The 18,859-nt window shown below is 64.6% G+C and carries 16 protein-coding genes and 1 pseudogene; 11 read left to right on the forward strand and 6 right to left on the reverse strand.

The genetic code is table 11. The features are described from left to right. Positions 1–5: 5 nt before the first annotated feature. A complete protein-coding gene (locus X738_RS63030; protein WP_023800343.1) occupies positions 6–704 on the forward strand; it encodes a type 1 glutamine amidotransferase in 699 nt (232 codons plus the stop codon). 273 nt (positions 705–977) lie between these two features. Beyond that, entirely contained in the window at positions 978–1,118 is a 141-nt protein-coding gene (locus tag X738_RS82825; protein WP_023800344.1) for a hypothetical protein, read from the forward strand. Between the two features lie 5 nt (positions 1,119–1,123). Here X738_RS82825 and X738_RS63035 read toward each other — a convergent pair whose 3' ends face one another. From X738_RS63035 to X738_RS63045, 3 genes are read right to left on the reverse strand one after another with little or no spacing between them, the layout of a single operon-like run. Then, positions 1,124–1,906 (reverse strand): metallophosphoesterase, encoded by a 783-nt coding sequence (locus X738_RS63035; protein WP_051407863.1) that lies wholly within the window; start codon positions 1,904–1,906, stop codon positions 1,124–1,126. 26 nt (positions 1,907–1,932) lie between these two features. Next, positions 1,933–3,069 (reverse strand): alpha-hydroxy acid oxidase, encoded by a 1,137-nt coding sequence (locus tag X738_RS63040; RefSeq protein WP_023800346.1) that lies wholly within the window; start codon positions 3,067–3,069, stop codon positions 1,933–1,935. A gap of 48 nt (positions 3,070–3,117) precedes the next feature. Next, positions 3,118–3,921 carry a FadR/GntR family transcriptional regulator gene (locus X738_RS63045; protein WP_023800347.1) on the reverse strand — a complete coding sequence of 268 codons (804 nt, stop codon included), beginning with the start codon at positions 3,919–3,921 and terminating at the stop codon, positions 3,118–3,120. Positions 3,922–4,120: 199 nt separating this feature from the next. On the opposite strand from X738_RS63045, the pseudogene X738_RS63050 reads away from it, so the two are divergent. From X738_RS63050 to glcF, 4 genes and pseudogenes are all read left to right on the forward strand, one after another. Then, positions 4,121–5,442, forward strand: a pseudogene (locus X738_RS63050) (DUF3422 family protein). Between the two features lie 287 nt (positions 5,443–5,729). Next, the gene (locus tag X738_RS63055) at positions 5,730–7,226 is read left to right on the forward strand and encodes an FAD-linked oxidase C-terminal domain-containing protein (protein ID WP_023800348.1); all 1,497 of its coding nucleotides are present in this window, start codon (positions 5,730–5,732) and stop codon (positions 7,224–7,226) included. Between the two features lie 112 nt (positions 7,227–7,338). Beyond that, the gene (locus tag X738_RS63060) at positions 7,339–8,544 is read left to right on the forward strand and encodes an FAD-binding protein (protein WP_023800349.1); all 1,206 of its coding nucleotides are present in this window, start codon (positions 7,339–7,341) and stop codon (positions 8,542–8,544) included. A gap of 10 nt (positions 8,545–8,554) precedes the next feature. Next, positions 8,555–9,886 (forward strand): glycolate oxidase subunit GlcF, encoded by a 1,332-nt coding sequence (gene glcF / locus X738_RS63065; protein WP_023800350.1) that lies wholly within the window; start codon positions 8,555–8,557, stop codon positions 9,884–9,886. 18 nt (positions 9,887–9,904) lie between these two features. Here the strand turns inward: glcF and X738_RS63070 are convergent, their stop codons facing one another. Together X738_RS63070 and X738_RS63075 are read right to left on the reverse strand one after the other, a co-directional pair. Further along, positions 9,905–10,825 (reverse strand): bifunctional 5,10-methylenetetrahydrofolate dehydrogenase/5,10-methenyltetrahydrofolate cyclohydrolase, encoded by a 921-nt coding sequence (locus X738_RS63070; protein ID WP_023800351.1) that lies wholly within the window; start codon positions 10,823–10,825, stop codon positions 9,905–9,907. A 265-nt stretch (positions 10,826–11,090) separates the two neighbouring features. Next, positions 11,091–11,837, reverse strand: a complete 747-nt coding sequence (locus X738_RS63075) for a L,D-transpeptidase (protein ID WP_023800352.1) — start codon at positions 11,835–11,837, stop codon at positions 11,091–11,093. Between the two features lie 213 nt (positions 11,838–12,050). On the opposite strand from X738_RS63075, the gene X738_RS63080 reads away from it, so the two are divergent. Then, positions 12,051–12,686: a DNA-3-methyladenine glycosylase I gene (locus X738_RS63080; RefSeq protein ID WP_023800353.1), complete on the forward strand. Its 636-nt coding sequence runs from the start codon at positions 12,051–12,053 to the stop codon at positions 12,684–12,686. A gap of 55 nt (positions 12,687–12,741) precedes the next feature. On the opposite strand, the gene X738_RS63085 is transcribed toward X738_RS63080, so the two are convergent. Next, positions 12,742–12,996, reverse strand: a complete 255-nt coding sequence (locus X738_RS63085) for a hypothetical protein (RefSeq protein ID WP_023800354.1) — start codon at positions 12,994–12,996, stop codon at positions 12,742–12,744. Between the two features lie 203 nt (positions 12,997–13,199). Between X738_RS63085 and hisS the strand changes: the two genes are divergently transcribed. From hisS to X738_RS63105, 4 genes are all read left to right on the forward strand, one after another. After that, a complete protein-coding gene (gene hisS / locus X738_RS63090; RefSeq protein ID WP_023800355.1) occupies positions 13,200–14,732 on the forward strand; it encodes a histidine--tRNA ligase in 1,533 nt (510 codons plus the stop codon). Positions 14,733–14,910: 178 nt separating this feature from the next. Further along, positions 14,911–16,032: an ATP phosphoribosyltransferase regulatory subunit gene (locus tag X738_RS63095; protein ID WP_023800356.1), complete on the forward strand. Its 1,122-nt coding sequence runs from the start codon at positions 14,911–14,913 to the stop codon at positions 16,030–16,032. After that, on the forward strand, positions 16,029–16,730 hold the full coding sequence (gene hisG / locus X738_RS63100; RefSeq protein ID WP_023800357.1) for an ATP phosphoribosyltransferase: 702 nt from the start codon (positions 16,029–16,031) through the stop codon (positions 16,728–16,730). The genes X738_RS63095 and hisG overlap by 4 nt, the downstream gene beginning before the upstream one ends. Positions 16,731–16,928: 198 nt before the next feature. Beyond that, positions 16,929–18,701: an AMP-binding protein gene (locus X738_RS63105; protein WP_023800358.1), complete on the forward strand. Its 1,773-nt coding sequence runs from the start codon at positions 16,929–16,931 to the stop codon at positions 18,699–18,701. Positions 18,702–18,859 lie beyond the last annotated feature (158 nt).

Below are 18,859 nucleotides of genomic sequence, written 5' to 3' on the forward strand. Positions count from 1 at the left end.
TTTCGATGCGGGTGCTGGTGGTCCAGAATTTCGACAGCGAGGGCCTTGGCCAGATCGGCGCAGCGCTTGTCGAGGCAGGCGCCGATATCGATCTGCGCCGGCCCTATGGTGGCGAGATGCTGCCGCAGGACAGCGCTGCGCACGACGCCATGGTCGTGCTCGGCGGCGCCCAGAATGCGCTGGACGACGAGATCTGCCCGTATTTTCCTGAATTGCTCGACCTGACGCGCGATTTCGCCGGCAAGGATCGCGCCGTGCTCGGTATCTGCCTTGGCAGCCAACTGGTGGCGCGCGCCTTCGGCGGCGAGAACCGGATCGGCGGCGCCTCGGAATTCGGCTGGCACAAGGTCTCGCTCACGCCGGCGGCGACGGCCGATCCGGTGCTCGCAGCGCTGCCCGAAAATTTCCCGATCTTCGAATGGCACGACGACACCTTTGTCTTGCCCGAAAATGCCGTGCGGCTCGCCGGCAACGAAGTCGCCGAGAACCAGGCGTTTCGCATCGGCCGTGCCGTCTATGGCTTTCAGTTCCATTTCGAGGCGGACGGGCCGATGGTCCGCGACTGGAGCGCATCCTTCGCATCGCTCATTGCCGAGCGGCACCCGGACTGGAGCGATCGGCTCGAGTACGAAATGGCCCGCCACGGAGCGGCTGCCGACGCCGCCGGGCTGGCCATCGCCCGCGCCTGGGTGGCGACGATCTGATCAGTCAGTACCGACGTTGCATATTTGGCACGCCGGCAAAAATCCGCTGTGGACAGCATGTTTCGTGCTTGGCTTGTGACCGCCCGCCACCCTAGAAGGCACGCGCTCTGCATCATCCGTGCAACGCGATGAACCTTTTGGGTCACCCGCGCGACACATCGCCGATACAGAACATGCCTAAAAGCAGCGAAATCGTCGAAACTTTGAGACGCTTTTCCGTTTCAACCCATTCGTAACCCACCCCGTGCACAGGTGCAGGAAGCTCAACAAGAGATGACGTCCGTGAAAGCAGCGCTTCTGTCCTTTGTCATGTTGTCGGCCATCTTCTTGTGCGGCCTCGGCACCTATGCCGGCGACGCAGCCAACAACCACAACGCCGTCGACGGCTACGGCGTCACCGCCGCGCTTCGCTAAGCGCTTTAACCCCTCTCGCCTGACACCACCAGGATACGCTTGTCGGCTCCGTCGACGACGAGCGCGCTGAGGTTTCCCGTCTGGTAGGCGAGCGTGTCGATATTGACGCGGTTGACCATCACCTCGGCCTCCGGCACCGGCGTGTGGCCATGCACCACGATTTTTGGATGCAGGCCGGAATGAGTGTGGAAGACATCGCGAATCCAGATCAGGTCCTGCGCACTCTGACTTTCCAGCGCAATGCCCGGCCGGATGCCGGCATGGCAGAAGAAGAAGTCGCCGAAGGTCAGTGAGAACGGCAGCGACTGCAGGAACTCGACATGGCTTTTCGGCACGGCCTCGACAAGTGCTGCATGGCCTTGCCGCAGTGCCGCCTCGGACCTGCCGAACCACGCGCCGCCACCTTCATTGAGCGCTACGCCATAGGATTGCGCGGTCTGGATGCCGCCGTAGCGCATGAAAAGCCCGTCCGCATCGGGAGTGTCGAGGAAGTCGAGGAAGCCGATGTCGTGGTTGCCGGCGAGCATCAGGTGGCGCGGGTCGCGTTTTCGCACTTCGATCAGGAAATCGATGACGCCCTTGGAGTCCGGGCCGCGGTCGACATAGTCGCCGAGATGGACGACACGCCAGTCGACCGGCCGCGCCTGGCTGATCTCGGCCGCAATCCGGCGGTACATGGCGGCGAGCAGGTCGAGCCGGCCATGCACGTCGCCGACCGCATAGATGCGCATGCCTTCCGGTCCGCGCGCGTCGAGAAAGTGGATGCCGAGGGCAGTCAATGCTTCCATCTCCGTGATCATGCCGCCACGGGAGTCTAACGCCGAAGCTGATCCTTGCCCATGTCAGTCACCAGACGCTTTCCGCACAGTGCCAGCGTTATGTCCATCTCCTTGCGGATGATTTCCAAGGCTTTGGTGACACCATCCTTGCCGAGCGCGCCGAGGCCGTAGAGGAAAGGCCGGCCGATATAGGTGCCCTTGGCGCCGAGACACAGCGCCTTCAACACGTCCTGGCCAGAGCGGATGCCGCCATCCATATGCACTTCGATCGTGTCGCCGACCGCGTCGGCGATTTCTTCCAGCACCGAAATCGACGACGGCGCGCCGTCGAGCTGGCGTCCGCCATGATTGGAGACGATGATCGCGTCCGCGCCGGTCTTGGCCGCCATCAGCGCGTCCTCCTTGTCGAGGATGCCCTTCAGGATCAGCTTGCCGCCCCAGCGCTCTTTGATCCAGGCGACGTCCTTCCACGACAGATGCGGATCGAATTGCTCCGTCGTCCACGACGACAGCGAGGTGAGGTCGCCGACGCCCTTGGCGTGGCCGACGATGTTGCGAAAAGTCCGGCGCTTGGTGCCGGCCATGCCAAGGCACCAGCCCGGCCTGGTCGCCACCTGCCAGACATGCTTCGGCGTGAAGCGCGGCGGCGCCGACAGCCCGTTGCGGATGTCCTTGTGGCGCTGGCCGAGGATCTGCAGGTCGAGCGTCAGCACCAGCGCCGAGCACTTCGCCGCCTTCGCCCTGTCGATGAGACTGAGGACGAAATCCTTGTCGCGCAGCACATAGAGCTGGAACCAGAACGGCTTCCTGGTCACCGACGCGACATCCTCGATCGAGCAGATGCTCATCGTCGACAGCGTGAACGGCACGCCGAATTCCTCCGCCGCCTGCGCCGCCAGCATCTCGCCGTCGGGGTGCTGCATGCCGGTCATGCCGGTCGGCGCCAGCGCCACCGGCATCGCCACCTTATCGCCGATCATGGTCGATTCCAGCGAGCGGTTGCTCATGTCGACCAGCACGCGCTGGCGGAACTTGATCTTTTGGAAATCCTCCTCATTGGCCCGGTAGGTGCTTTCGGTCCATCCACCGGAATCGGCATAGTCGAAGAACATCTTCGGCACGCGGCGGCGCGCCAGGTCCTTGAGATCGGCGATGGTGAGGATCATGCTCATGGGCTTCCCGCTGATGGTTCGCTAATTCGTCGCAATTCTTGCCGGCGCTCACGAGCGTTTCCGTGCCGGCTCGCTGTCGCCGGCTTCGGAGCGCTGCATCAGCCTCAGCCGCGACACGCGTTGCCAGTCGCCGCTGCGCTCGGCCTCGGCCATGGTGCGTTCGACATGGCTGATGTGGTCCATCGCCGCCTGCCGTGCGGCCGCCGGATCGCCGGCCTTGACCGCCGCGTAGATCGCCCGGTGCTGCGAAAGCAGCGCTTCGCGCGCGCCCGGCACGTTGAACACCAGGAGCCGGTTCTGGAACACGCCCTCCGACAGCAGCCGGTAGCACGAGCGCAGCGTGTGCAACAGGATGATGTTGTGCGCGCATTCGCAGATCGCGTGGTGGAACTCGACGTCGATTTCCGCCTCGTCGTCGAAATTGCCGGTCCGGTGCGCCTCGTCCATGCGCGCCATGATGCGGTCGAGCAGCGCCAGGTCGTCTGACGTGGCGCGCCGCGCCGCGTACTCGGCCGCCACCGCCTCGATCTCGCGGCGGTATTCCAGATAGTCGGTCGCCGCCTTGCGATGCATGGAGATCAGGTCCGTCACCGGCTTGGTGAACAGCTGGCCGATGACATCGGCGACATGGGTGCCGCCGCCGGGCCGGGTCGTCAAAAGCCCGCGCCCCTCCAGCGCCTTCAGCGCATCGCGCAGGATCGGCCGCGACACCTCGAACCGGCGCGCCAGCTCGCGCTCGCCCGGCAGCCTGTCGCCGGTGCGCAGAACACCTTCGAGTATCAGACTCTCGATCTGCTGCACCACCTCGTCGGCGGTGCGGGAATGCTCGATCCTGGAGAAAATGTCGCTCAACGGGGATGGCCTGGGGGATTGTACCGGTGTCGCGCAGGATAAAGCCTGTGTCGGCAACTGGTCAAATTATTTATCCAGTTCGCCCACTTGGCCGGGTCCGACGTCGTCCCGGCCTATCGCTTTCGGCTAATTTGTCGTTTGCGTGCCCCGGCAATTGGCTCTAGAGGGACGCGAGTGCACCAGGCCCGGGGGACCAGCCGTGGCAGATGACCCGTCCAATCTCGAATTCCAGCCGCGCGTCGAAGGCAGCGTCATGGGCTTTCCCGCGCATGAGGGACGGCCTGGCGCGCTCGGCGAGGTTCACGCTCGTCCGCATCCGCTGGTCGAGAAACCGCGCGTGCTGGTGCAGCTTTCGTTCATGACCGAAGCCGGCTCCGGCGTCGACCAGGCGGTGCTTTCCGAACTGTCGCGGCGCCTCGGCATCGCTGCGCCTGACCCTCATGCCCGCCACCACGCGATGAAGTGGGGCAAGGGCTCGCTGCGCTGGGAGCGGCATACGGAATTCTCCACCTATCTGTGGGAAGGACCGCTCTCCGAGAGCGGCCAGCGCCAGGAAGGTTCGCCTTTCGGCAACGGCTTTTCGCCGCCGGGAACGGTGATTTCCGGCATCAGGCTCGAAATCCGCAAATGGACGCAGGCGAGCGAAAGGCTGATCGCCGGCTTCGACCCGACCAGCCTGTGCTATTCGCTGGTCGAGCGCGGCAACGCCGCCATTGTCACCGATTTCCGCCAGGACGGTGACGGCATGACCCGCATGCTGGTGCTCGACCGCGGCCTGACGCCGGCACGGACCGGCGCGCTGGCGCAGCGGCTGAGGATCTCGAAACCTACCGCACGCTGGCCATGCTTGGCCTGCCGCTGGCGCTGATGCTGTCCGGTCGCGCCCGCCGCATCGAAGACAGGCTGGCGCAGACCACACTGGAAATGAAGGTCGCCGAAACCCGCGACAACCAGACGCTGCTTGCCGATCTGACCGAGCTTGCCGCCGAACTGGAGGCCGATGCAGCCTCAAGCCTCTATCGCTTCGGCGCCAGCCGCGCCTATGACGGCATCGTCCGCGAACGGCTGGAGGCGCTGGAGGAAGAGGCGGTGCCCGGCTACGACACCTGGGGCGGCTTCCTGCAGCGCCGCGTCGCCCCAGCCATGCGCACCTGCCGTTCGGTCGAAGAGCGTCAGGCCAATCTGTCGACCAAGCTCACCCGCGCCACCACGCTGCTGCGCACCTGGGTCGACGTCGAGGTCGAGAAGCAGAACCGCGACCTGCTGGCGTCGATGAACAACCGCGCCCGCCTGCAATTGCGGCTGCAGCAGACGGTGGAGGGTCTCTCGGTCGCCGCCGTCTCCTACTACGTCGTCGGGCTCATCGGCTATCTCGCCAAGGGCGCCTCGATCTTCGGCCATGCCGTCGCGCCCGAGGTCGTCACCGCCGCCTCGGTGCCGCTCGCCATCCTGCTGGTCTGGTGGGGCGTGCGCCGAGTGCGCCGCCTGCACTCCGAACCCGCCAAGCCGGCAGGCGAGTAGGCAGGCAATCTCCCACCTTGAGGGGAGATGTCGCCGAAGGCGACAGAGGGGTCGTCTCGCATGGAGCGCCAACCCCGTTTCGCGGCCGGACACGACGTCGGCGATTTACGTGAGACGCCCCCTCTGGCCGCCATCTCCCCCTCGAGGGGGGAGAAAGTCAGCGCTTCCCTCTCGCCGACCCGCGCAAGATCGTCCCGGTATCGGCTTCCCTTTCGGCCAAAGCAGGATTTGCAACAAGCGCCTGCCGCTGGTAAAAGATTTTTACCAGTCGATCGAAGGAACTGTCGATGTCCGGCCTGCTGATGCCGAAGCCAGACGACGCCACGATGCGCCGGCGCGACGAGATCGTCGCCGATATGCGCATCATCGTGCCCGGCGAGGGCGTCGTCGACGCGGCCAATTCGATGCGCGCCTTCGAGAGCGACGGCCTCACCGCCTATCGGCAGTTGCCGCTGGTCGTGGTGCTGCCAGAAACGGTGGCGCAGGTCTCGCGCGTGCTGAAATATTGCAACGACCGCAACATCCGCGTCGTGCCGCGCGGTTCCGGCACCTCGCTGTCAGGCGGCGCGCTGCCGCTGGAAGACGCCGTGCTGTTGGTGATGAGCCGCTTCAACCGCATCCTCGAGATCGATTTTCCCAACCGCACCGTCGTCGCCCAGCCGGGCGTCACCAATCTCGGGATCACCACCGCCGTCGAGCAGGAGGGCTTTTATTACGCCCCCGATCCATCTTCCCAGATCGCCTGCTCGATTGGCGGCAATGTCGCGGAGAATTCCGGCGGCGTGCATTGCCTCAAATACGGCCTCACCGCCAACAATGTGCTCGGGATCGAGATGGTGCTGATGAACGGCGAGGTGGTGCGGCTCGGTGGCAAGCATCTCGACGCGGAAGGCTACGACCTGCTCGGGGTGATGACCGGTTCCGAAGGGCTGCTCGGCGTCGTCACCGAGGTTACCGTGCGCATCCTGAAGAAGCCGGAGACGGCGCGCGCGCTGCTGATCGGCTTCCCGACCAGCGAGCAGGGCGGCCAATGCGTCGCCGACATCATCGGCGCCGGCATCATCCCGGGCGGCATGGAGATGATGGACCGCCCGGCGATCCATGCTGCCGAGGATTTCGTCCATGCCGGCTATCCCCTGGATGTCGAGGCGCTGCTGATCGTCGAACTCGACGGGCCGGGCGTCGAGGTCGATCATCTGATCGGCCTGGTTGAGGCAATCGCCTATAGGAACGGCTCGACCACATGCCGCATCTCGCAATCGGAGCAGGAGCGGCTGAGTTTCTGGGCCGGCCGCAAGGCGGCCTTTCCGGCGGTCGGCCGCATCTCGCCGGACTATTACTGCATGGACGGCACCATCCCGCGCAAGGAACTGCCGCGCGTCCTGCACGGCATGCGGGAACTCTCCGAAAAATACGGGCTCGGCGTCGCCAATGTATTCCATGCCGGCGACGGCAATCTGCATCCGCTGATCCTCTACGACGCCAACGTGCCGGGCGAGCTCGACAAGGCGGAAAGTTTCGGCGCCGACATCCTGCGGCTTTGCGTCAAGGTCGGCGGCGTGCTGACCGGCGAGCACGGCGTCGGCGTCGAGAAGCGCGACCTGATGCCGGAAATGTTCAACCAGATCGACCTCGACCAGCAGATGCGGGTCAAATGCGCATTCGACCCCAACCATCTGCTCAACCCGGGCAAGGTGTTTCCGCAGCTTCGCCGCTGCGCTGAACTCGGACGCATGCACGTGCATCGCGGCCAGACGGCGTTTCCGGATATTCCGAGGTTTTGATGGTAGCGTCGCGGAATGGCGGTTCCTCGACCCCGCAAAGCGGGGCAGAGGCGGCTCGGGCAAAGCCCGAGACGGAGAGGGGGTCTGCGGCCGATGTGCGCCCAGGACAGCGATGACCACCTTCACCGCCGCCACCACCGCCGAAACTCTCGCCACTGTCGCCTGGGCGGCGGCGGAAGAAACGCCGCTCGAAATCCTCGGCCATGGCTCCAAGCGTGGCATCGGCCGTCCGCTGCAGACCGAGCACACGCTCGACCTGTCGAAACTGTCAGGCGTGACGCTCTACGAGCCGGCTGAACTGGTGCTGTCAGGAAAGGCCGGCACGCCGCTCGCCGAGATCGAAAAATTACTTGCCGAAAACGGCCAGCAACTCGCTTTCGAACCACTGGATTATGGCCCGCTGCTCGGCGGCGAAAAGGGAAAAGGCACGATCGGCGGCGTACTGGCCGCGAACCTTTGCGGTCCGCGCCGGCTGAAGGCGGGGGCGGCGCGCGACCATATTCTTGGCATTGCAGCGGTTTCGGGGCGTGGCGAGGCGTTCAAATCGGGCGGCCGCGTGGTCAAGAACGTCACCGGCTATGACCTGTCCAAGCTCATGGCCAACAGCTGGGGCACGCTTGCCGTTCTTACCGACGTCACCTTCAAGGTGCTGCCCGCTGCCGAGACCGAAGTCACGCTGGCTGTGCGCGGCCTGCTCGACGATCATGCCGCGGCCGCTATGGCGCTGGCGCTCGGTTCCAGCGCCGAAGTGTCGAGTGCTGCCCATCTTCCCGAACGCGTTGCCGCACGGGTCGCTGGCGGCGGTCTCGGCAGCACCGCTGCGACATTGCTGCGCGTCGAGGGGTTCGGCCCGTCGGTCGCCTACCGCATCGCAGCGCTGAAAGATCTGCTCGGAAATGCCGGCCCGCTCGAGGAAATCTCGGGCGAGACTTCGCATTCGGTCTGGCGCGATATCCGCGATTGTGCGCCGTTTGCCGACGGCCTGGAAAAGCCGGTGTGGCGCGTGTCGATGGCGCCGGCGCAAGGCCACCAGATGGTGCTGGCGCTGCGCATGCAGGCGGCCGTCGATGCCTTTTATGACTGGCAGGGCGGACTGATCTGGCTGCGCATGGAGCATGGCGATCCCGAAGCCGATCTTCTGCGAGCAGTGGTGAGACAGTATGGCGGCGGCCATGCGACGCTGGTGCGCGCCGCCCCTTCGCATCGCGCCGCTGTGCCGGTGTTCGAGCCGCAGGCGCCGCACCTGGCAGCATTGTCGGCGCGGCTCAAAGCCGAATTCGATCCGAAGGCGATCCTCAACCCCGGCCGCATGGCTTAGGAGGTACGAGATGCAGACCAATTTCTCAGCTGCCCAGCTTGCCGATCCGCATGTCGCGGAATCGGAAAAGATCCTGCGCAAATGCGTGCATTGCGGCTTCTGCACGGCCACCTGCCCGACCTATGTGACGCTTGGCAACGAACTGGATTCGCCGCGCGGGCGGATCTACCTGATCAAAGACATGCTGGAGAACGGCCGACCGGCCGACAAGCAGATCGTCACCCATATCGACCGTTGCCTGTCCTGCCTCGCCTGCATGACAACCTGCCCGTCGGGCGTCAACTACATGCATCTGGTCGACCACGCCCGCGTCCATATCGAGGAAACCTACAAGCGGCCGCTGCCCGATCGGCTGACGCTCGCCATGCTGGCCTTGGTCCTGCCTTATCCCTCGCGGTTTCGCGCTGCGCTCAAGCTGGCAAAGCTCGGCCAGCCATTCGCCGGATTGCTAGAAAAGCTCCCGGCGCTGAAGGCGCTGGGTGCGATGCTCAAGCTCGCCCCGGCGTCGGTTGCTGCGGCCTCGCCAATGGCTTCACCAGGCATTCATGCCGGGCAGGGCACGAGCAAAAATGGCCGCGTCGCCATCCTTACCGGCTGCGCGCAGTCCGTGCTCGATCCCGCCATCAACGACACGACGATCGCGCTGCTGACGCGGCTCGGCGTCGAGGTCGTGGTTCCCGAGGGCGAGGGCTGCTGCGGCGCGCTGGTGCATCACATGGGCCGCGAGGCGGCAGCCCTTGCCTCGGCCAGGCGCAATATCGACGCCTGGACGCGCGCCATCGACCAAGGCGGGCTGGATGCCATCGTCATCACTGCGTCGGGCTGCGGCACCACCATCAAGGATTATGGTTTTATGCTGCGCCTCGATCCCGCCTATGCCGACAAGGCGGCGCGGGTGTCGGCGCTGGCCAGGGACATCACCGAATATCTGGCAAGCATCGATCTGCCCGAGCCGGTGCGCAAGCCCGGCACCATCGTCGCCTATCACTCCGCCTGCTCGATGCAGCACGGCCAGAAAATCACCCGCCAGCCGAAGGAGCTTCTGGCCAAAGCCGGCTTCGTCGTGCGCGAGCCGCGCGAGGGGCATTTGTGCTGTGGCTCGGCCGGCACTTACAACATTTTGCAATCGGAGATTTCGGCTCAACTGCGTGACCGCAAGGTGAGAAATATCGAGGCGACCGGTGCTGAAATCGTCGCCACCGGCAACATCGGCTGCATCACCCAGATTGCGTCCGCCGCGAAACTGCCGGTGGTGCACACGATAAAGCTGCTCGACTGGGCCTATGGCGGGCCGCAGCCGAAGGGCGTTCCGGACAGCAGAGCAGCCGTTGCGCCGGAGTGATCCACCGGCGCTGCCGGCTTATTCCGCTGCGAGCTTGTCCACCACGCCATAGGTCGCATGGTAGCGCGCGCGCTGCCGGCTGAGCGCCACCATCGTGTTGCGCAAAAGAATCGCCACGGTGATCGGGCCGACGCCGCCCGGCACCGGCGTGATCCAGGACGCCACATGCTTGACGCTCTCGGCGTCGACGTCACCGACGATGCGGCTCTCCCCGTCCGGTCCGATCTCGGAATTGATGCCGATGTCGATGACGGCCGCACCGGGCTTGACCATGTCGGCCTTGATCAGCCGCGGCTTGCCGACGGCGACGAACAGAGCATCGGCACGCCGCGCATGCGCGGCCACCGAGCGCGTCATGTGGTGGCACACCGTCACCGTCGCGCCCTCGCTCATCAGCAGGAAGGCGATCGGCTTGCCGACGATCTCGGAGTGACCGACGATGACGACCTCGAGCCCCTTGAGATCGAGACCGGTTTCCCTGAGCAGTTCGACCGAAGCGGCGGCCGTGCAGGGTGCGAGGTCGAGCTGGTTGTAGACGATGTTGCCGATCGAGGCCGGATGCATGCCCTCGACGTCCTTGAGCGGATGCACCGCCGCTTGCAGCGTCTTGATCGGGATATGCACCGGCACCGGCCGCTGGATGATGATGCCGGTGACGCGCGGATCGGCGTTCAGGCCATGGATCGCCGCTTCGAGTTCGCCGGCGGTGATGTCGGCGGCAAACCGCCTTTCCTCGAAGCCGATACCGGCCAGTGCCGCCTTGGCGCGCTGGTTGCGCACATAGACATCGACTGCAGCCGTGTCGCCGACGGTGATCGATATCAGTTTGGCCGGAAAGCCTTCGGCGGTGGCGATCGCTGCATCCTCGCGCACCGAGGCGATGATGCGTCGGGCGACCGGACCGCCCCGGAGATAGCGGCTGTCATCGGACAGGGACATTGTGCTAGGCCTTTGTCTGGAAGCGTTGCAGCCGACATAGCAAAATACCGAGGAGAATGGCAGCGAGAATGCGAACCGCCATGCCGCGGGCGCGACGTACCACCCGACCCTGCCAAACTATCCTATGGCGTCCCGGAAACAGAAAGGGCAGCGCGGATTGCCGCACTGCCCTTTCGTGACCGACCGTATCCCCACACGGCCCGTCCCCCGTATTCTGATGATCCCGAGACTTCTTGACAGACTCGGCAACAAAATCAACCGCAGATTACATCACCACAACCGTCGTGCCAACATCGACCCGCTCATAGAGATCGACGACGTCCTCGTTGCGCATGCGAATGCAGCCCGACGACACCGCGCCGCCGATCGTCCATGGCTGGTTGGTGCCATGGATGCGGTAGAGCGTCGAGCCGAGATAAAGCGCGCGCGCGCCGAGCGGGTTCTCGACGCCACCGGCGACATAGGTCGGCAGATAACGGCCGTTGGCGGCCTCGCGCGAGATCATCTGCGCCGGCGGTCGCCATTCGGGCCAGACCTTCTTCTGCGAGATCTTGTGCTTGCCGGCCCATTCGAAGCCCGGCTTGCCGGTGCCGACGCCATAGCGCCGCGCCTTGCCGTTGTTCTCGACCAGATAGAGGAAATTCTCCCGCGTATCGATAACGATCGTGCCCGGCTTCTCCGGGCCGTCATAGGCGACTTCCTGCGGCAGATAGATCGGGTTGATCTGCGGGCGCGCGATAATGCGCTTCTTTGACGGCGCCTGCACCGCCGCTGTGTGCAGCTGAGCCGGTTGCGCCTGCCGCTGAGAACGGCGCTGCGGCTTTTGCATCTCTTGCCGGTTCTGGCGGACGATGCCTGGCGCGCGGCCAAGCTGCAGCACCCAGGGCGCCGAAAGGTCGGGGCTCACCATCACCGGCGGCCTGTCGGCATAGCGGTCGTTGGCGCTGGAGGATGTAGCGGCAGTGGCCAGCACAGCTGCGGCGCCGAGCAGCGGGAACAAAAATGTCTTCATCGGAACGCACCCTGATCGTCGAACATGCTGGGGCGCTCAAGCGTCCCCGATGTCGCGAACATTGGGCGCGGAGCAGCAACCGAAATGTGAATCGGAATGCGTAAAATGCTGCATTGTCAGTAAAGCTTTCGGTGTGGTTACCGGCCGGTTCAGGAATCTGGTAAAGCCGCGGTAAAGGCAGCGCTGAGGCGCATTAACAAATGGAATTCCGCCATGGATGAGAAGACAGGCCTGCTCGCTGGACCCGATGGTATCGCGCGCTGCTTCTGGCACGGCAATCTGCCGGACTATTTGCACTACCACGATCACGAATGGGCCCGGCCGGTCGACGACGACCGCAGGCTGTTCGAAAAGATCTGCCTCGAAGGCTTTCAGTCGGGCCTGTCCTGGCTGACCATATTGCGCAAGCGCGAGAATTTTCGCGAGGCGTTCGCCGGCTTCGATATCGACAGGATCGCCGCCTTCACCGAACAGGATGTCGAGCGCCTGCTCGGCAATGCCGGCATCATTCGCCACCGCGGCAAGATCGTCTCGACCATCAACAACGCCAGGCGCGCGCGTGAATTGGCCGACGAGGCCGGCTCGCTGGCGGCCTGGTTCTGGAAGTTCGAACCCGGCCCGGACGAACGGCCCGAAATCGTCGATCTCGCCCATCTGCGCGCCAATCCGACCACGGTAGTCTCGGTGCGGATTTCGAAGGAGCTGAAGAAACGCGGCTGGAGCTTTGTCGGCCCGACGACCGTCTACGCCTTCATGCAGGCCATGGGGCTGGTCAACGACCATCTCGAAGGCTGTGTCTGCCGCGAGCAGGTCGAGGTGGAGCGCAAGGCGTTCAAAAGGCCGAAGTAGCTCCCTTCTTTTTCCTTCTCCCACACGGGGAGAAGGCAAGGGGGAGCTTAAAAACTCAAGCGCCGCCGGCGCCCGCCAGAAAGAGCCCGGCAACGATAGCCGCTATCGTGGCAAAAGCCGGATAGATCACGAGCAGGCTGGTCAGCAGCGCATCGCGCATGGTCGGCCCCGTACGCTTGTCTGCGGCAACCTCGAACGGTCCCGCCATTTGGGCTGCAGGTCCCGGTGCATGATGATCGGCCGGGCGCAACTGGGCGGGCAGTTCGCGGGTGCTGCTGTCGATGATGTCGAATTTCCGCGCCAAGGTCATGGCCCGAACCCCTTGTTTCGGCGCGCTTTATCGGCTGCGATTGTGTCGGCACGATGCCGCGCTTATGGCGAAATTGTTTCAGCTTCTTGCCTTCTCCCGCACGGGGAGAAGGCAGGGAGCAAACCCTTGCCGCGCCAAGCCCCATCGGTTAGGACACGCCCACTCGAAACAAGTCAGCTTTACCTAGCGAAAAGACCCATGCCATGGCCGACAAATCGGAAAAGATGAAAGCGCGGCTGCCGCGCGGGCTTGTCGATCGCGGCGCTGAGGATATCCGTGCCGTCGAGAAGATGATGGCGACGATCCGCTCGGTCTATGAGCTGTACGGCTTCGAGCCGGTCGACCAGCCGCTGATCGAATACACCGATGCGCTGGGCAAATTCCTGCCCGATCAGGATCGGCCGAACGAGGGTGTGTTCTCCTTCCAGGACGACGACGACCAGTGGCTGTCGCTGCGCTACGATTTGACCGCGCCGATGGCCCGTTTTGTCGCTGAAAACTTTGAGCGCCTGCCGAAACCCTATCGCAGCTACCGCTCCGGCTGGGTGTTCCGCAACGAAAAGCCCGGCCCTGGCCGCTTCCGCCAGTTCATGCAGTTCGACGCCGACACGGTCGGCACGCCAGGTGTCGCGGCCGACGCCGAAATGGCGATGATGATGGCCGACGTGATGGAAGCGCTCGGCATCAAGCGCGGCGACTACGTCATTAGGGTCAACAATCGCAAGGTGCTCGACGGCGTGCTGGAGGCGATCGGCCTTGGCGGCGACGAGAATGCTGGGCGCCGGTTGCAGGTGCTGCGCGCGATCGACAAGCTGGACAAGTTTGGACCGGAAGGCGTCAAGCTTTTGCTGGGCAAAGGTCGCTGGGACGGCGGTAAAGAGGGCGAGGGGGATTTTACAAAGGGGGCTGGGCTAGACGAAGTTCAAGCAGCGTTCATTGTCGCCGTCGTTCTTCACAACCAACACGTCGAGGCTGGGCTCAAAAACGATGTAGGAAAATGGAACAGGGTACTTGAGGCCAACCCCACCGCCGAAGCGGGATTTGCTGAACTCAAAGAGATTGAAGCGCTTGTCCTGGCTGCCGGCTATGGTCCAGACCGCATTCGCATAGACCCCTCCGTCGTCCGCGGCCTCGAATATTACACCGGCCCGGTCTATGAAGCCGAACTGCTGGCCGAAATTCCCAACGAAGAGGGAAAAATCGTCCGCTTCGGCTCGGTCGGCGGTGGCGGGCGCTATGATGGCCTCGTCTCGCGCTTTCGCGGCGAGCCGGTGCCGGCGACCGGCTTTTCCATCGGCGTTTCCAGGCTGATGACGGCGCTGAAGAACCTCGGCAAGCTCGATACATCAGACGTGATCGCGCCGGTCGTCGTGCTCACCATGGACAAGGACACCGAAAGTCTCGGCCGCTACCAGAAAATGGTGGCCGAGCTGCGCGCCGCCGGCATCCGCTCCGAAATGTATCTCGGCGGCGCCGGCATGAAGGCGCAGCTCAAATATGCCGACCGCCGCGGCAGCCCGGTCGCCATCATCCAGGGCGGCGACGAGCGGGCGAAAGGCGAGGTGCAGATCAAGGACCTGATCGAGGGCGCCCGGATGTCGGCGGAGATTGTGGACAACGCCGAATGGCGCTCCGCGCGTCCGGCGCAGGTGACGGTGGCGGAAAGCGATCTGGTTGGCGAGGTAAGAAAGATACTGGCGGCACAGGCGGCCGACCGTGCGAAGGGCGGCGCGTGAACACCCCCCTCTGGCCTGCCGGCCATCTCCCCCTCAAGGGGGGAGATTGGCAGCCGTACCGCCGGCACTTACCTTTCAACCTTGAAAATAGGGCGAAGGCTGCGACGAGACTAATCTCCCCCCTTGAGGGGGAGATGGCCGGCAGGCCAGAGGGGGGTGCCTCGCACCCAACCGATCAATGACCTCCCGCTACCCCGCCATCGCATCAGACATCACAAAACTCTTCGCCGCGCGCAACACGCATGCGGTCGAGGTGGCGGTGCTGCAGCCGGCCGACCCGTTCCTCGATATGGCCGGCGAGGATTTGCGCCGGCGTATTTTCCTCACCGAAAGCGAGACCGGACAGACGCTTTGCCTGCGGCCGGAGTTCACCATCCCGGTCTGCCTCGACCACATTGCCAGTCAAGCCGGCACGCCGCGCCGCTATTCCTATCTCGGCGAGGTGTTTCGCCAGCGCCGCGAGGGCGGAAACGAGTTTTTCCAGGCCGGCATCGAGGATCTCGGCGACGGCGACATCGCACAGGCCGATGCCCGATCGCTGGCCGATGCGCATGCGCTGCTTTCGCTGGTGCTGCCGGGCCAGGAACCAACGATCACGCTCGGCGACCAGACTGTTTTCGAGGCGGTGCTCGCCGCACTCGGCCTGCCGCGCGGCTGGCGCATGCGGCTGGCCCGCGCCTTCGGTTCGGCGGCGATGCTGGAGGCAGCGCTGGCCGACCTCGCCAATCCGCCGCGCAACGGCCAGCTTGCCGGCGCGGTCGCAGCCCTTGTCCTCGACGGCAATCTGGAAGCGCTTTCCTCGCACATCGCCGGCGGCATGGAACAGGCGGGTCTGTCGGCGTCGGCCGGACGGTCGCCGACCGAGATTGCGCGGCGCTTGATCGAAAAGGCCGAGCTGCGCAGCGTCAGGCTGTCGAACGAGGCATTTTCGGCGCTTAAGGATTTTCTGGCGATCGATGTGACGCTCGACGGCGCGGCAAAAGCGCTCGAAACCTTCGCAGCCGGCGCCGGCGTTTCGCTGGGCGCGGCGCTGGAGAATTTTTCAGCTCGCGCCAAGGCGATCGAAGCGCTTGGCCTGTCCACGGCAAAAATCCGCTACGACGCCGCCTTTGGCCGTCCGCTCGATTACTACACGGGCCTGGTCTTCGAGATCGCGGCGGAAAACGGTGACCGGCCGCTGGCCGGCGGCGGCCGCTATGACCGGCTGCTGACGTTGCTCGGCGCGAAAACGCCGATCCCCGGCGTCGGCTTTTCCGTCTGGCTCGACCGCATCGAAGCGTTGCGGGAGAAGGCGCAATGATCACGCTGGCGATTCCATCGAAGGGCCGGCTCAAGCAGCAGGCGCTGGAGGTGCTGGCCAAGGCCGGGCTTGCCGTCAGCCTGCCCGGCGACGAGCGCAAGTATCGCGCCCGCATCGAAGGCGTGGAAGCGGTCGAGGTGGCGTTCCTGTCGGCCTCGGAAATCGCAGGCGAAATCGGCCAGGGCTCGGTCGACCTCGGCATCACCGGCGAGGATCTGTTGCGCGAAAGCCTCGCCGATTGGGCGGCGCGCGCTGAGATCGTCGCCCGCCTCGGTTTCGGCAATGCCGATGTCGTGGTGGCGGTGCCCGACATCTGGCTCGACGTCGATACGATGGCCGACCTCGACGATGTCGCCGCCGATTTCCGCCAGCGCCACGGCAGGCGGCTCAGGATAGCCACAAAATACTGGCGGCTGACGCAGCAGTTTTTTTCGCAAAAGCACGGCATCCAGGTCTATCGCATCGTCGAGAGCCTCGGCGCCACCGAAGGCGCGCCGGCGGCGGGTTTGGCCGATGTCGTCGTCGACATCACCACGTCAGGCTCGACGCTGCGCGCCAATCACCTGAAGATTTTGGCGGACGGCGTCATCCTGCGCTCGCAGGCCTGCCTGGTTGCATCGCGGAAGCCGCGTGCGGCGGCCGACGAGGCTGTCATGCGCGGCATCGCGGCGAAGATGGGTGCCTTCCCTCCCCCTTGAGGGGAGGGTGGACAGCCGCCGAAGGCGGATGGACGGGTGGGGTCGTTGCGGCAGTGCTCGACGCGAGACGACCCCACCCGCCTCGCTTCGCGAGGCACTCTGCCCTCAAGGGGGAGGCATTGCGCTCCAGTACCCTCAACGGGATTTCCACCACCCCGGCAGGCTGATAGACTCGGGTCGCCTGCGGAGGAGACGGCGATGCCGATCAATCTCGACGAGTTGAAGAATGCCACCAGCCTGCGCGGCCGTCGCCCGGGCAATGGGGCCACGTTTGTCGCGCCGGTCGACGGCAGGGCGCATGTGTCGGGCGAGCGCACCGTGCCGCTGCTGCAGCAAACGATCCCGGCGCTGCTTTCGGACACAGTCAGCAAATACGGCACGCTCGATGCCGCCGTCTTCGTCGACCAGGACAAGCGCTTCACCTGGAGCGAACTTTCAGACACGGTGGACGCGCTGGCCGCAGGCTTCCTGGCTCTCGGCCTGGCAAAAGGCGACCGCGTCGGCATCTGGTCGCCGAACCGCTGGGAGTGGCTGGTGACGCAATTCGCCACCGCCCGCATCGGCCTGATCCTGGTCAACATCAACCCGGCTTATCGGCTGGCCGAACTCGACTATGCGCTGAACAAGGTCGCTTGCCGAGCGCTGGTCACGGCCGTCAAATTCAAGAGCTCCGACTATCTCGGCATGATCGAGACGCTGGCGCCGGAGATCGCGACGGCGACACCGGGCGAGCTCGATGCGAAAAAATTGCCGGCGCTAAAAATCGTCATCCGCATGGGCGAGGAGCATTCCCCCGGCATGCTCAATTTCACCGACGTGCTGGCGATGGGCGGGCGCGACGAGCATGATAGCCTCGACCGGATCTCCGAGGGGCTGAAACCCGGCGATGCCATCAACATCCAGTTCACCTCAGGCACGACAGGCGCGCCCAAGGGCGCGACGCTGACCCACAACAACATCGTCAACAACGGCAATTTCGTCACCTTGGCGATCAGGCTCACCGTCGAGGACCGGCTGTGCATCCCGGTGCCGCTCTATCACTGCTTCGGCATGTCGATGGGCACGATCGGCTGCGTCACCAAGGGCGCGACAATGGTTTTCCCGGGCGAGGGGTTTGATGCCGGCGCCACGCTGAGAGCGGTGGCGGGCGAGCACTGCACCGGCCTCTATGGCGTGCCGACCATGTTCGTCGGCCTGCTCGACCATCCGGATTTCGACACCTTCGATCTCACCAGCCTGCGCACCGGCATCATGGCCGGCTCGCCGTGCCCGATCGAGGTGATGAAGAAGGTAGTGTCACTGATGCACATGGCGGAGGTGACAATCGCCTATGGCATGACCGAGACCAGCCCGGTGTCGTTCCAGAGCAGCGTCGCCGACCCGCTGGAAAAGCGCGTCTCGACCGTCGGCCGCGTCCACCCGCATGTTGAGGTCAAGGCGATCGATGCCGATGGCGCGACCGTTGCGGTCGGCGCGCCGGGCGAACTCTGCACGCGCGGCTATTCGGTGATGAAGGGCTATTGGGACGACGAGGAAAAAACCCGCGAGGCGATCGATCCCGACGGGTGGATGCACACCGGCGACCTCGCCACCATCGACGCCGAGGGTTATTGCAACATCGTCGGCCGGGTCAAGGATATGGTCATCCGCGGCGGCGAGAACGTTTATCCGCGCGAGGTCGAGGAGTTCCTCTATCGCCATCCCAAGGTCAAGGAAGTGCAGGTGTTCGGCATTCCCGACCCGAAATATGGCGAGGAGCTTTGCGCCTGGATTGTGCTCAAGCCGAGCCAGATCGCCACCGAGCAGGAGATCAAGGCCTTCTGCGCCGGCCAGATCGCCCATTACAAGATCCCGCGCCACATCCGCTTTCGCACCGAATTGCCAATGACGGTGACCGGCAAGCCGCAGAAGTTTTTGATGCGCGAGGCGATGGTTGACGAACTGGGGCTGGTGACGCCGAAGACCGCCTGAGCGGGCAACGGGCTCCCGTTCGTACTTACGCGTTTGAAGAACAGAGGCGTTGTCTCAATGTCGGGCACAATGACCCGGTCGAACGCGGCCTCCCCGCTGAGATCTGCGACGACGGACCCGAGCCAGCACCAGTGACAGACCGCGATAAGATCGTACTG

It is taken from the genome of Mesorhizobium sp. L48C026A00 (assembly GCF_000502375.1).
Lineage (GTDB): Bacteria > Pseudomonadota > Alphaproteobacteria > Rhizobiales > Rhizobiaceae > Mesorhizobium > Mesorhizobium muleiense.

Bases quoted from the DNA above. Each gene is read 5' to 3' on its own strand.
- X738_RS63030 (WP_023800343.1), top strand. From the start codon at position 6: ATGCGGGTGCTGGTGGTCCAGAATTTCGACAGCGAGGGCCTTGGCCAG.
- X738_RS82825 (WP_023800344.1), top strand. From the start codon at position 978: ATGACGTCCGTGAAAGCAGCGCTTCTGTCCTTTGTCATGTTGTCGGCC.
- X738_RS63035 (WP_051407863.1), bottom strand. From the start codon at position 1,906: ATGGAAGCATTGACTGCCCTCGGCATCCACTTTCTCGACGCGCGCGGA.
- X738_RS63040 (WP_023800346.1), bottom strand. From the start codon at position 3,069: ATGAGCATGATCCTCACCATCGCCGATCTCAAGGACCTGGCGCGCCGC.
- X738_RS63055 (WP_023800348.1), top strand. From the start codon at position 5,730: ATGTCCGGCCTGCTGATGCCGAAGCCAGACGACGCCACGATGCGCCGG.
- X738_RS63060 (WP_023800349.1), top strand. From the start codon at position 7,339: ATGACCACCTTCACCGCCGCCACCACCGCCGAAACTCTCGCCACTGTC.
- glcF (WP_023800350.1), top strand. From the start codon at position 8,555: ATGCAGACCAATTTCTCAGCTGCCCAGCTTGCCGATCCGCATGTCGCG.
- X738_RS63070 (WP_023800351.1), bottom strand. From the start codon at position 10,825: ATGTCCCTGTCCGATGACAGCCGCTATCTCCGGGGCGGTCCGGTCGCC.
- X738_RS63075 (WP_023800352.1), bottom strand. From the start codon at position 11,837: ATGAAGACATTTTTGTTCCCGCTGCTCGGCGCCGCAGCTGTGCTGGCC.
- X738_RS63080 (WP_023800353.1), top strand. From the start codon at position 12,051: ATGGATGAGAAGACAGGCCTGCTCGCTGGACCCGATGGTATCGCGCGC.
- X738_RS63085 (WP_023800354.1), bottom strand. From the start codon at position 12,996: ATGACCTTGGCGCGGAAATTCGACATCATCGACAGCAGCACCCGCGAA.
- hisS (WP_023800355.1), top strand. From the start codon at position 13,200: ATGGCCGACAAATCGGAAAAGATGAAAGCGCGGCTGCCGCGCGGGCTT.
- X738_RS63095 (WP_023800356.1), top strand. From the start codon at position 14,911: ATGACCTCCCGCTACCCCGCCATCGCATCAGACATCACAAAACTCTTC.
- hisG (WP_023800357.1), top strand. From the start codon at position 16,029: ATGATCACGCTGGCGATTCCATCGAAGGGCCGGCTCAAGCAGCAGGCG.
- X738_RS63105 (WP_023800358.1), top strand. From the start codon at position 16,929: ATGCCGATCAATCTCGACGAGTTGAAGAATGCCACCAGCCTGCGCGGC.